The sequence below is a fragment of the Arcobacter sp. CECT 8989 genome, assembly GCF_004116715.1.
Classification (GTDB): domain Bacteria; phylum Campylobacterota; class Campylobacteria; order Campylobacterales; family Arcobacteraceae; genus Halarcobacter.
Genome location: NZ_PDKE01000001.1, coordinates 1 through 13,228, shown reverse-complemented (window position 1 = coordinate 13,228; position 13,228 = coordinate 1). Strand labels below are relative to the sequence as shown.

At 26.5% G+C, this 13,228-nt stretch carries 9 protein-coding genes, 1 tRNA gene and 1 pseudogene; all 11 read left to right on the top strand.

The window, feature by feature from the left end; genetic code table 11:
• Positions 1 to 83: 83 nt before the first annotated feature.
• On the top strand, positions 84 to 1,037 hold the full coding sequence (locus CRV02_RS00050) for a hypothetical protein (protein ID WP_129088618.1): 954 nt from the start codon (positions 84 to 86) through the stop codon (positions 1,035 to 1,037).
• A gap of 13 nt (positions 1,038 to 1,050) precedes the next feature.
• Positions 1,051 to 2,196, top strand: coding sequence for a hypothetical protein (locus CRV02_RS00045; RefSeq protein WP_129088617.1), 1,146 nt, complete (start codon positions 1,051 to 1,053; stop codon positions 2,194 to 2,196).
• Between the two features lie 15 nt (positions 2,197 to 2,211).
• The gene (locus CRV02_RS00040; RefSeq protein WP_129088616.1) at positions 2,212 to 2,946 is read left to right on the top strand and encodes a hypothetical protein; all 735 of its coding nucleotides are present in this window, start codon (positions 2,212 to 2,214) and stop codon (positions 2,944 to 2,946) included.
• Positions 2,946 to 6,593, top strand: a complete 3,648-nt coding sequence (locus CRV02_RS00035) for a TolC family protein (protein ID WP_129088615.1) — start codon at positions 2,946 to 2,948, stop codon at positions 6,591 to 6,593. Before CRV02_RS00040 ends, CRV02_RS00035 begins: the two co-directional genes overlap by 1 nt.
• A complete protein-coding gene (locus CRV02_RS00030) occupies positions 6,590 to 8,809 on the top strand; it encodes an EAL domain-containing protein (RefSeq protein ID WP_129088614.1) in 2,220 nt (739 codons plus the stop codon). Before CRV02_RS00035 ends, CRV02_RS00030 begins: the two co-directional genes overlap by 4 nt.
• An 8-nt stretch (positions 8,810 to 8,817) precedes the next feature.
• On the top strand, positions 8,818 to 9,618 hold the full coding sequence (locus CRV02_RS00025) for a hypothetical protein (protein ID WP_129088613.1): 801 nt from the start codon (positions 8,818 to 8,820) through the stop codon (positions 9,616 to 9,618).
• Complete coding sequence (locus CRV02_RS00020; RefSeq protein WP_129088612.1) at positions 9,602 to 10,543, top strand: SEL1-like repeat protein; 942 nt, start codon at positions 9,602 to 9,604, stop codon at positions 10,541 to 10,543. The genes CRV02_RS00025 and CRV02_RS00020 overlap by 17 nt, the downstream gene beginning before the upstream one ends.
• Positions 10,544 to 10,589: 46 nt before the next feature.
• Positions 10,590 to 10,665: transfer RNA gene (locus CRV02_RS14775), tRNA-Glu, on the top strand.
• A 241-nt stretch (positions 10,666 to 10,906) separates the two neighbouring features.
• Positions 10,907 to 11,500, top strand: coding sequence for an FmdE family protein (locus CRV02_RS00015; protein ID WP_129088611.1), 594 nt, complete (start codon positions 10,907 to 10,909; stop codon positions 11,498 to 11,500).
• 42 nt (positions 11,501 to 11,542) lie between these two features.
• The gene (locus tag CRV02_RS00010; RefSeq protein ID WP_129088610.1) at positions 11,543 to 12,952 is read left to right on the top strand and encodes a methyl-accepting chemotaxis protein; all 1,410 of its coding nucleotides are present in this window, start codon (positions 11,543 to 11,545) and stop codon (positions 12,950 to 12,952) included.
• 82 nt (positions 12,953 to 13,034) lie between these two features.
• Positions 13,035 to 13,228 (top strand): annotated as a pseudogene (locus tag CRV02_RS00005) (cytochrome C oxidase Cbb3); the annotation flags it as partial.

The window sequence follows — 13,228 nt, the reverse complement described above, 5'->3', positions numbered from 1 at the left end:
ATGTAATTTTCAATTATTTAAAAGCATAAATTAACTATTATATAGCGTTTTATTAATTAATTATATATTTTAAGGGCTAGTTAATGTTTAGTTTTTTTAAGTTCCTACAAAAGTTTTTTAAAGATTTAAAGAGTAATAAAGGTTTATGGTTTACAACTTTAGCTGTAATGTCTGTTACAGGTATTTTTTTATGTTTGTATATTTTAACAAATATGACAGAATCAGTTTCAAAAGAAGTATATGAAAATATTTCAAAGAATTATAATAAGAATTATAAAAATAGAGTTCTAAAAAAAGAAGAGAGTTTACAGAAGATTATACTTTCTTTAAAGTCAAATGAAGAACTAATAACTAACATTGAAAATAACAACCTTGTAACTGTTGGTGAAGAAATTGCATTATTTAATGACACTTTTAAAAAAACAGGATTTACAAAGACTCAACTAAGCTTCTATCCAGTGATTAATCAAATCAATCAATATCGAAACAGTGTAAATACAGTAATAAATTCAAAAAATAGGATTTTTGGTTTAGAAGTATTATTAGATGGTATTTTTTATGTTTACATTGAACCAGTTATAAAAGATGATAGATTAATTGGTATTTTAGAACTGAAAGAAGAAGTTCATAGTTTTAAATCTGAATATTTGAAAGATGATCTGATTTATACATTCTTACTTGAAGAAAGAATGTTAAATAAACTATCTATTCAAACAAGAGGAGATAACTACAGAGAAGTTATTGAAACTGTTTATGTTGAAGAATCAAAGTACGATGGTCAGTTTAGCGCAAAAATTATAGAAGCTGGAAAAGATGAGTATAACCTAATGTTAGAAAGAGGTTATTCTGTTGATGATACTTATTTCCGTTCTGCTCAAAAGGTATCTGATATAAATGGTAATATCATTGGTGTAGTTTTAATTGGTGAAACAGTTGAGGGAAGTGGAGCTTTTGTTAATATTGTTGATAATATGACTAAAACTGTTACAACTGTTGCTCTTGGTTTAGTAATCTCAATTTTACTATTTATGTTTTAAGCAAAGGTAGTAAATGAGACGTATTAAAATATTAAAGATTTATTTCATCTTTATACTATTCCTAGTATTTTTAGTTTTTTCAAATATTCAATTAATTACAACATTCTTTATGGCAACACTGACATTCAATATTGCTATTTTAACAATCTTTTCAATTGGACTATTGATTCTTTATCAAGCAGCAGTAAAACTTACTATGCTTTCTGGTACTTTTGGTATTTTAGCTTATAAAAAAGGTAAAGCTTTAGAGTTTTATTTACATGGTATTACTGGAGTTTTTCCTGCAACTATTGCTCATATGTTTAATAAAAGAGCAAAAAAAGGTGTTTTATATTTTACTCAAAATGAAGCAAAAGATGTAAGTGAATGGTTAGGGGAACAATTCTTTAATCAAAAAGGATATACAAACTTCTTTGTGGGTACATCATTAATGCTTGGACTTTTTGGTACATTTACAGGACTTTTAGTTGCAATTGATGAAATGGGAGCAATTATTTTATCTTTTGGTGGAGATGATATTGATATTGGTGAAGTAATGACTAAGTTTTCAGGTCCATTAGGTGGTATGTCTATTGGATTTGCCTCTTCTTTATTTGGTGTTGCTTCAGCAGTTATTTTAAATGTAATGCAATATATCCTTACAAGAAATCAAGCTGCTTTTATGCATGACGTTGAAGATTGGATGAAAGGTAAAATTATTGAGTCTCAAAGTTCAGATATGCTTGAAAGTTTACAAGGTTCTGAAATCGCAGGATTAAGAAGTACTTCTCAATCAGGATCTGAGCAAAGTTTATTAAGTGCAGGCTTCTTAGATGTTTTTGTTGACACAATGGGTGACTTTACTGAGAAGCTAGATAAGTCAAATAAAGCATCAGAAGATTTACATAAACTTATTAGTCAAAATATAGCTCAATCAAGTAGAACTTCTGAAAAAGAGTCTGTATTGCTTGAAAGTATTGTAAATAACTTAAGAGAATTAAATGTAAATCAGTTCTCAAATGCTTCTATGATGGAAGAGTCATTACAAGAGATTTCAAATGTTATTTTGGCAGAACATAGGTCTGTTAAAAAGAATTTATCTTTACAAGAAGAGAATAATAAATTATTAAAAGAGTTAATCAATAGAATTGAGAGACTTGAGTCAAGTGAAAATAAGTAGTTAGGTTTAGTTTAAATGGCAAAAAGATGTGAAGACGAGTTTAACCCATGGCCATCATTTGTTGATATTTTTTCATCGGTTATTCTTGTAATGCTTTTATTTTTATTAGTTGTATTAGTAAACTTAGGGTATTACGCACAATTTAAATATAAAGTATCTTATACTGGAACTATTGCAACAGATGATTTAATAGTTAATGATAATCCAAGTGATGGTACAACAAAGTTATATCAAGAAAGCCAAGCTCAACCTAATAAAAATGTATCAATGATGCAACAAGAGATTATTAGACTTAGAAAAATTGTTGAAGAAAGAGTAGTTAAAGCAGAAGAAAAAGAAGAGTCAAAGATAGAGCATGGTGGAATTGATGTTGCCGACAGAGATGATACAGATAAGCCATCAAAACAGACTTTAATTAACTCAGATGATTATTATATAGTAACCTTTAAAGGCAATGAAATATTCTTTGATACAGCAATTATCAAAGAACTTAAAACTTTTATTGAAGATGTTAAGAAAAAATATGGAAATAACCATAAAATTTTAATTACTGCTGCTGATGTAGTTGGGCAAGCAAGTGCTACTGTTGCAAAACAGATCTCTTTAGCTAGATCAATTGGTGCAAGAAACCTAATTAGAAAATTTGGTTATGAGAAAAAAGACGTAAGGATTGATTTATTGGCAAGTACAGAGATTAAAGAAGAGATTAACAAACAAAATGGTTATCTTGTAATTAGGATTAAAAGATAATGAAAAGTACTGTTGTTAAGTCTCTTATTGCTTTATCGTTTGTTTCTTCATCTTTACTTGCACAAGTTGAAATTGATCCAAAACTATTAGTTACAGATGACAAAAAACTTTTAAAAGAGAATAAACTTAATCAAAAAGAGGGTAAAAAAGACTCTTTAGATGCCATCTCAAAAGATACATTAAATACAGTAACAAGTATTACTCAAAAGAAAAGTAATAAAAAACTTAAAGGTTTAGATACTTCTGTATACACTAAAGTTAAACTTATTGATGCCGTTTTAGAAACAATAGCTCAAAGTGAAATTTTAAAATCATCAAGAGAAAATGTAATTCAGTATGAACTAAAACTTAAAAATGCTATGGCTGAGTACTATCCAACTGTTGACTTTGAATATGTTAGAGGTCGAACACGAAGTAAACCAGGTGATGATGAAGATACTAAGTTCAAGTTTTTTAATGATGAATATTATAAGTTTGTACTTAGACAGAATTTATATTCTGGTGGCTCAACAAACTATATGGTTAAAAGTGTCTCAAAAAAACTTGAGGTAGCAAAAAATCAATATAAAATAAAACTAGATAGTGAAATAAAAAAAGCAATAAAAGCATATTTTGATGTAGTATTTGCAAATCGTTCTGTTATGGTAAATGAACGAAATATGAAAAAGTTAAATAAAATATTAGAGATTGTAACTATTAAATATGATAATGGTGCAGCTTCAATTGGAGATTTAACATCAATAAAAGCTAATGTTGCAAATGCAATGACTAAGCTTGTAAAGGTAAAATCTAAATTTATAGAGTCTCTTCGATACTATGAATATATAGTTGGAACTAGATTTGAAAAAACACTTCCCTTTGAAAAAAACTTTGATATTAAAATTGATGAGTTTGATAAGCTTTATGAAAGAGCTTTAGAAAATAATAAAAACTTGATAAACTACTATAAATCTATACAGTCTGAGAAGTTTAAGCATAAGAGTATTAGAGGTAAGTTTGAACCTAAAGTAGATTTTGAACTTTCTTATAAAGAGTCTATGCAAGGTGAAGAAATTGAAGAAGAGCATGAACAAGACATTAATGGAAAAGTTAGAGTTACATATAATCTATTTAATGCGGGAAGAGATAAAAATAGAGTACTAGAAGTTAATAGTGCTATTAGAGATTTAAATTATAGATTAGAAGAAGAGAAGAAAAAGATGAAGTGGAATTTATCTAAAATTCATACTTCAATTACTTCTGTTAGTGATGCTTTAAAAAGTACAATTGAAGAGGTTGTTGCATCAAGAAAAATGGTATCTTCTTATTGGGAAGCATTTAAGCTAGGTGAACAAGATTTACAAGCTTTACTTCAAGGACAGAAACAATTAAATGCTGCCGAAACAGAAGTAGTAAAATTTGAAAAAAATCAAGTTAATGACTTCTTCTCTATTTTAGAAATTACTGGTGATTTATCTGCATTTTTTGATGTAGACCCTGAAAATCCAAAATTTATAGATTTTTCTAAAAGTGATTATAAAAAAACTGTAGTAGCAAAAGATGGTCAAAAAATCTCTTTAGATTTAGGGAAAAAAGAAGAACCTAAGAAAGAAGAAGTAAAAGAAGAAAAACCTATAGAAGTAGTTATTCCTGAGCTTTCACTTGAAGAGAAAATAGATAATTTTGTTAAAGAGTTTAATAACTTTGATGATGAAAGTTATATGGTAAAAATTGAAAGCTTCAAAAATATTTATGAATCATTTTCTTTTATAAAAGATAAAAAGATAGATAATAACTCTTTCTCTTTTGATATTCTAGATAATCTTAAAATTAAAAATATAGTAGTTCATAATAACTTCAAAGATGAAAAGCTTGGTAAAGAGTATATTTTAAAATTTAAAAAAGAGAACTCTTTAGATAAAGAGGTTTCTCTTATTAAAGTTAAAGAAGTTAAATCATTATATAAAAACTATTTAGCAGGATTGGAAATTAAGAAGCCAAAAGCACAAGTTAAAGTTGTTGAAAAAATTAGACAAGAAAAACAAAAAGAAGAGTTTGTTACAAATGAACTATTTAAAGAGAAGTTTTTTAATTCAAATGATGATTTTTATACTATAAATATTTCATCTTTCGCTACAAAAAAAGAATTAGAAGATTTTGTAGTTTCAAATGATATTTATGAAAACTCATTTTTCTTCAAATATTTTAGTTCTGTTGAGCTATATAAACTAGTTTTAGGTATTTATCCAAGTTATAAAGATATTGAAAATGATATAAATGAATTGGCATTAAAGAATAATGGTATTTTCCCAATTGTAGAAAAAATAGAAAATATAAAAGCACAGTTCAAAGAGAATATTGATTTAAATATTGAAAAAGTAAAATCAAAAGAGTATGAATATATCTCTTTAAAAGATTTAGAAGTACAAAAGAAGAAAGAAGCAGAGAAACGAAAAAAAGAGGAAGAATTAAAAAGTACTATTCTAAATAAAAAAGAAAAAGCTAGATTAGAGGCAGAACAAAAAGCAAAAATAGAAGCTCAAAAGTTAGAAGAACAAAGATTACTTCAAGAAAAATTAGAACAAGAAGAGCTTGAAAGACAAAGAGTTGAACAAGAACTTTTAGAAAAAGAACAAAGACTAGCAAAAGAGAGAAAACTTGCTGAAGAGAAAGCTAGACTTGAAGCAGAAGAAAAAGCTAGATTAGAGGCAGAACAAAAAGCAAAAATAGAAGCTCAAAAGTTAGAAGAACAAAGATTACTTCAAGAAAAATTAGAACAAGAAGAGCTTGAAAGACAAAGAGTTGAACAAGAACTTTTAGAAAAAGAACAAAGACTAGCAAAAGAGAGAAAACTTGCTGAAGAGAAAGCTAGACTTGAAGCAGAAGAAAAAGCTAGATTAGAGGCAGAACAAAAAGCAAAAATAGAAGCTCAAAAGTTAGAAGAACAAAGATTACTTCAAGAAAAATTAGAACAAGAAGAGCTTGAAAGACAAAGAGTTGAACAAGAACTTTTAGAAAAAGAACAAAGACTAGCAAAAGAGAGAAAACTTGAAGAAGAGAAAGCTAGATTAGAGGCTGAACAAAAAGCAAAAATAGAAGCTCAAAAGTTAGAAGAACAGAGATTAGAAAAAGAAAGATTAAAACAAGAAGAACTTGAAAGACAAAGAGTTGAACAAGAACTTTTAGAAAAAGAGCAAAAATTAGCAAAAGAGAGAAAACTTGCAGAAGAGAAAGCAAGACTTGAAGCAGAAGAAAAAGCAAAAGAAGAACAATTAAAACTTGAAGAAATAAAAGATAAAACAGTATTTAAAAATAATATAGAAAATAGCCTACCAATAGAAGAAATTGACTTATCTGGTGAAAAGAAAGAAAAAAGAGAAGTAATTCCTTATAAAAAAAGAATAGAAAATTTCGAAGAAGAGTTTTCTAAAGCAAGTAGTAATAAATATACTTTACACTTAGCAACAATTAAAGCTGAAGAGTTAGCTTGGTATAGAAAAAGGTTTGCTTTAGAGCCATCTCATTTTTCAAAAATTGAAGGAAACAAAGCTAAAATCTATTTTGGTATTTTTGATACAAAAGAAAAAGCTTTAGAAAAAGTTGAATATTTACATCCAAAAATATTTGAATCTAATCCTCGACCTAAAACTATAGGAAGTATTAGATGAAAAAGGTATTAGATAAGTTTGATAAACAAAAAGTTAAGAACTTAAATAAGCTTATTGATACAGGAGCATCTAATACAATTATTATATTAAGCTTTTTTGCTTTTGTTTTTTTTATAACTTCTTTTTTATTTTTTAAAGACCACAAATCAAAACTTTTAGAACAAAAGATTAGCGCATATCATTTAAATATTGAATATTTTAATTCAAAACTTGAAAAAGAGATATTGAACCACAATGTTTCTAAAATAGAGGAAGAACTTCAGAAACTATATAAAACTGGTTTATTTGAATCTATAGTTCTAAATAATAAAAAATATGTGTTTGATAAAAATACCCTAGTTAATAATACATCAGGATTTGATGATAAATCTTGGAACTTAGCTGATGTAATCGTAGATATAAGAAATGGTTCTATACGAAAAATTGAAAATACTTCTTTATATCGATTTTATCCATCTGCTTTATATGATATAGAGCAACCTGTGAAAATAAGATATCAATTGTATAAAGATAGGCAAATAAGAAGTTTTGTTACTGAATTAAATTTTTCTAATTTTGATATTGAAAAAAACTACAAACCTAAAAGTTCTTTTATAAATTTAGATTTCAAGTTACCTATTGGTAATAAAACTTTAAAGCATGAAATAAAAGTTGATAATCAAATAATTGCAATAATAACTTATAAATTTAACTTAAAAGACTTACATCTTGAAATAAAAGATTTCCTTTTTAATCTTATCCTTTTTAATATAGTTATGTTTTTGCCTATTTTATTTGTTATAGGTTTTTATCATAGGTTTTTATTTAAAAAACATGTTACAAATCCAGTTAATAATCTAAATAAATACTTAGACAACATTTTGGATGATAAGTTTTCAATGCTTGATAAAAAAAAGTATGAAGGAACAAAAGAGGTTAAAGAACTTACTTCTAAAGTAGCTAAAATATCTGGAAAAATTGCATCTTTAAAAAATGAATTAAATATGAATAAAGAAACACTAGAGTTAAAAGCTTCTATGGATACTTTAACTGGATTACCAAATAAAAATATTTTTGATTTTGATATTAAAAGTATGTATGTTTCTTCTATTTCAGGATATGTATTTATACTTAGAATAGAGAAGTTAACTCAGATTAGTGAAAAATATGATGCAAGCTATATTAATAATTTTATTCAAAGTTATGTAAGTGTTGTGAAAAGAGTTATGGCAAGTGTTCATAAAACGGATATTTCTTTATATAGGTTTTATGGTTCAAAGTTTGCAATTATTGCAAAAAATATTGACATGGAACAGTCTAAAAAACTATGTGAAAATATAATCGAACAACTTCATGTAAATCTAAAGGATATTTACGAAATACCAGACGATTTAGTTCAAATTTCTGGTACCTTCTTTGATATATACGGAAGTCTTGATTCATTATTAAAATCGACAGATAAAGCCTATGAATTATCAAAGAAAAAAGGTAAAAACTCTTATCATATAATTGCCGAAGAAGAGCTAGAAAAGAACTTTACTGAATTAGATTCAAGTGTCGTTGACATTATTGAAAGAGCAGAGTTTAGTTTAGACTTTGTTTTAGACTCTTATTCATTTGATGAACCTGATAAGGTAGTTATGAATGAAGCTGCTCCTCAGTTATATGATAGAGAAGGAGAAAAACTACCAATAGGTTCATTTATTTCTGTTGCTGAGAAGCTTCAAATAGCTCATAAGTTTGATAAACTTGTTGTTGTTAAAACAATTGCTCATATTAGAGGAAATGATTTACAACATGCAGTAGCAGTAAACCTTTCAATGAGTTCCATAAATGACCCAAGTTTTATGACTTGGTTAGAAACTGTACTTCAAGCAAACAAAGATATTCTTGATAAAATAGTATTTAGTATCACTTCTTATACTGCATATTTAAATAAAGAAAGCTTTGTTATGTTTATTCGAAATATACATGATATAGGTGCAAGTATTATTCTTAAAAGATACAAAACTGATGAATATCCATTAGAAGAGTTAGAAGGTCTACAAATTGATTATATAAGAATGCATCAAGATTATACTTCTAACTTCAGTAATGATATGGTTAAAAAACATAAGGTTAAAAATATTCTGATTTTTGCAGAATTAAATAGTATAAATGTAATTGCAGATAGCGTAAAGCTAGAATCAGATTATGATTTATTAGAGAGACTAGGTACATATGCTACAAGTAGATAGGAAAAATGATGTATAAATATTTATTAGTTTTTATTTTAGTTTTTTTTACTGGATGTTTTAGTGATAAAAACCTTTCATTAAATATAGAAAAATTAGATGATAAGAATAGTACAAAAAGAGTTTATAAAGATATTTCAAAAGATACGATTTTTGAAGCTGCTAAAAGAACATTTATCTTAACAGGAGGTTATGAGTTTAGAATAGATTCATATAGGGATTCCCTAATTGTTTCAAAAACAAAACTTTCTCATTATCCTTTTTATACAAATGTTTCAGAAGATAGATGGCAAATCTCTATTGAAGAGAAAGATAGTTCTTCTTATGTAAAAATTTTAGCAAAAAGAGTAGATAACTTTGATGATAAAAATCCTATTTATTTAAGTACTAGTTTACATGAACTTTTGTTTGAGAGAATAGAGTTTTATTTAGGATTAAAAGATAGTTGGAGTAGTTGTTTAGTAGATTTTTCTTTAGATGATGCTCTTTGTGATATTATTGATTTAAAATTTTATTCAAATCCTACAAAAGAAGATGTTCTTAAAAATATTTATATCTCTCAGCGAAAACCTAGTAAAAAGTTAATTGATACAAAAGATATTTTACTTGAAGATATCTCTTTTACAGTTGATGAACAATCAGAAGATATTTTATCTCAAGAAGATGATATTGATACTAGTTCAGAAACTAGAGAGTTTGATGCAGAGATTTTAGAATTAGATAAAAAAGTTAATAGTAATTTGGATAAAACTTTAGATAAAATAGAAGAAAGTCTTGAAAATAAAGAAGAAATAAATGAGAGTACTAAATAAACTATTACTTTTTTTTATATTTTGCCTTTCTTTAAATGCAAATACACTTGAAGAAGCACAAAAAAGTTTAAATGAAAAAAAATATGCAAAAGCAATAGAGCAGTTTACAGATTTAGCTTTGCATGAAGATAGTGCTAAAGCTCAATATAATCTTGGACTTATGAACTATAAAGGTCTTGGAACAAAAGAGAACAAAGAGTTAGCCTTTTTTTGGTATGAACAAGCCTCAAATAATGGAAATGTAGAAGCTATGAATAACTTAGCTTATATGTACTCTATTGGTGAAGTTGTAGAAAAGAATTTAAAAAAAGCAAGAGAGTTATACGAACAAGCTGCAAATGAAGGTTATGCCCTAGCTCAATTGAATACTGCAATGTTTTATGAGAGAAATCCAACAAAAGAGAATCTAAATAAAGCTTTTATTTATTATGAAAAAGCAGCAAAACAAGGTGTGATTATTGCACAAAATAATCTTGCTTCAATGTATTATTATGGAAAAGGTGTTAAAAAAGATATAGAAAAAGCTTTTCAATGGTATACAAAGGCTTCAAATGCAAATAATGAAATAGCTTCTTATAATCTTGCGATGATGTATTATACTGGTGAGTATGTTCAAAGAGATTATGATATTGCAGTTTCATTATTGGAAAAAGCAGTAGAAAATGATTATAAAACGGCTATATTAAAACTTGCAGATATTTATAGAATAGGGAGTATTGTAAGCCAAGATTATAAAAAGGCTTTTTCTTTATATGAGCAAGCTGCAAAACAAAATAGTCTAAAAGCTATGTATTATCTAGGTCTTTTTTATTATAATGGATATGGTGTTTTAAAAGATAATGGAAAAGCAAAATTATGGATGAAAAGAGCCGCTGATAGCGGACACCAAAGATCAAAAAACTTCCTTGAATTAAATGAGTTATAGTTAAAAGGTTTTTAAAGACTTTTTATATATAATTCCTTTCTTTTTTGACCCCGTCGTCTAGTGGCCAAGGACGTCAGGATTTCCTCCTGAAGACGGATGTTCGAATCATCCTGGGGTCGCCAACTATTTTCAAGTATTTTATTATTTAAATAACTGTATCACTTTAATAATATTAAACAATAACCTATTCATTGATTTAAATCAATAATAATAGATATCAAAACAATTATACTTCCAAATAAAGAAAATCTACCTTTATATTTCAAATAAAAGCTATTTTAAACCTTGGATATTAATTCTTATATTTATAGCATAAAAGTAAAGATAGAAATATTACTAAGATATTAGGCTAAAGGAACATTCATGAAATATCCAATATTTTTTGACACAATTGAAACAATAAAACTACGAGATGATTTATCATCATTTTTAGGCTCATTAGAAGATGGTTTAGTAGAGTTTAGTTATTTAGATATAGTAAAATCAGCTGGTCACTCATGTCCAACTGTTGCAGGAGCTTATATTATGACTTTTGTTGCATTAAAAGAACTATATAGAAATGAAACTCCTAAAAGAGGAGAAGTTTCTGTAAGTTTTAAAGAAGATTCAAGTGAAGGTACAACGGGTGTTATTGCAAATGTAATCACACAAATAATAGGGGCAACTGAAACTTATGGATTTAAAGGGCTAAATGGAAAGTTTAAAAGATATGGACTAATGAAATTTAATGATGATATAAGCACTAGTGTAAAATTCAAAAGACTTGATACAAATAAAATTGTTGAAATAATTTATAATCCTAATCCCATTTCATTTAATCCCAAAGTACCTGTGTTAATGGAGAAACTCCTAAAAGGAATCGCAACAAATTATGAAAAAGAAGAGTTTGGAATTTTATGGCAAGAAAGAGTTAAAAATATTTTTGAGAATATAGACAAAGTAATAAAAACAGTATGATTAAAAATTATTTAAATAATTTAATATTAAAAAGGAAATTAAATGCTTAACTACAAATCATTATATTTAAGAATGACACTTATTCATCTAACAGGAATAATACTTTTACCAATAAATGCAATATTTTTTACAGAAGAGTATTTCTCTCAAGTAGTTCAAATTATAATTGCTATTGCACTTATATTTCATGAGCTAGATGAAAGAAAAAATGGTAATAATTTATCTAAAGAACTTATAAAATTTTTAAAAAATATGGATAAAAAAGATGTAACTTTTAAAATAAATACCTCAATGTCAAGTGAATATTCAAAAATAAAAAATATTATAGAAGAACGTGAAAAAGTATTAATAGAAAAAGAAAAAAAAGAGCATGTATTAATAGAAGAAGCTAAAGAAGTAATGCAAAAAGTTAAAAAAGGAACTTATTCAAATACAATTGTTTCAAAGACTTCAAATATTGCAATTGAAGAATTTAAAAAAACAGTTAACGATATGATAGATAATACTAAAAAAAATTATTCTATAATAAATACTGTCTTAGAAGAATACATTAATTATGATTATAGAAATAAATTAGTATTGAACGGAATAACTGCAGATAGTGAATTAAGCATTTTAGTAAATGCTGTAAATAAATTAAATGAAGCAATAACACAGATGTTATTAGAGAATAAAAGTACTGGTATAAATCTTCAGTCTTCATCTAAAAACTTATTAACAAATGTAGATAAGTTAAATATATCATCTGATGAATCAGTTACTAGTTTACAGAATACTACATCAGTTTTAGAAAAAGTTACAATAAACGTATCAAAGATATCAGAGCAAACTACTTCTATGTCAAAATTAGCTAATACTGTTGTAAAGTCTTCAAAAGATGGACAGGGATTAGCTAATGAAACTAATATTGCAATGGATGAAATTAATACTCAAGTAAAAGCAATAAATGAATCAATATCTATTATTGATGATATTGCATTTCAAACTAATATATTATCACTTAATGCTGCAGTTGAAGCTGCAACTGCAGGAGAAGCAGGGAAAGGTTTTGCCGTAGTAGCTCAAGAAGTAAGAAATTTAGCTAATAGATCGACTGAAGCAGCAAAAGAGATAAAAAACTTAGTAGAGTTAGCTAATAAAAAAGCTAATGAAGGTAAAGTTATTGCAAATAATATGATAGAAGGTTATACTAACTTAAATACAGACATTAGTAAGACAATTGAAATTATAGATAATGTTGCTAATATTTCGGAAGAACAAAGAAATGGTGTTGTAAAAATAAATGAAGCTATATCTATTTTAGAACAACAAATTAAGTCTAATAATGAAGTATCAATAGAAGCAAATAATATAGCTATTAAGACATTGGATATAGCTAATACTATTGTTGAGAAAGCTAATGAAAAAGAATTTGAAGGTAAAGAATCCATTAAGTGTGAAAAGTGTAGCTAAAGATATGATTATAAATAAAATTTTTTCTATACCACTAAGTTGACACTATTTAAAAATATAATCCTTTTAATAAAGGAGAAATATGAAAAGTTATACAAAAATCGAGTATGATTATTCTATTGTAAAACTATTTACAATGACAACGATTTTGTTTGGTATCATAGGTATGACTATTGGTGTTATACTAGCGTTTCAACTTGCATTCCCAGGTTTAAATAACCTAGCAGGTGAATATGGTACTTTCAGTAGATTAAGACCTTTACACACAAATGGTGT

What these genes read in the sequence shown, in the direction of transcription:
- CRV02_RS00010 (WP_129088610.1), top strand. Translation starts at nt 11,543, where the DNA reads ATGCTTAACTACAAATCATTATATTTAAGAATGACACTTATTCATCTA.
- CRV02_RS00025 (WP_129088613.1), top strand. Translation starts at nt 8,818, where the DNA reads ATGTATAAATATTTATTAGTTTTTATTTTAGTTTTTTTTACTGGATGT.
- CRV02_RS00045 (WP_129088617.1), top strand. Translation starts at nt 1,051, where the DNA reads ATGAGACGTATTAAAATATTAAAGATTTATTTCATCTTTATACTATTC.
- CRV02_RS00020 (WP_129088612.1), top strand. Translation starts at nt 9,602, where the DNA reads ATGAGAGTACTAAATAAACTATTACTTTTTTTTATATTTTGCCTTTCT.
- CRV02_RS00040 (WP_129088616.1), top strand. Translation starts at nt 2,212, where the DNA reads ATGGCAAAAAGATGTGAAGACGAGTTTAACCCATGGCCATCATTTGTT.
- CRV02_RS00030 (WP_129088614.1), top strand. Translation starts at nt 6,590, where the DNA reads ATGAAAAAGGTATTAGATAAGTTTGATAAACAAAAAGTTAAGAACTTA.
- CRV02_RS00050 (WP_129088618.1), top strand. Translation starts at nt 84, where the DNA reads ATGTTTAGTTTTTTTAAGTTCCTACAAAAGTTTTTTAAAGATTTAAAG.
- CRV02_RS00035 (WP_129088615.1), top strand. Translation starts at nt 2,946, where the DNA reads ATGAAAAGTACTGTTGTTAAGTCTCTTATTGCTTTATCGTTTGTTTCT.
- CRV02_RS00015 (WP_129088611.1), top strand. Translation starts at nt 10,907, where the DNA reads ATGAAATATCCAATATTTTTTGACACAATTGAAACAATAAAACTACGA.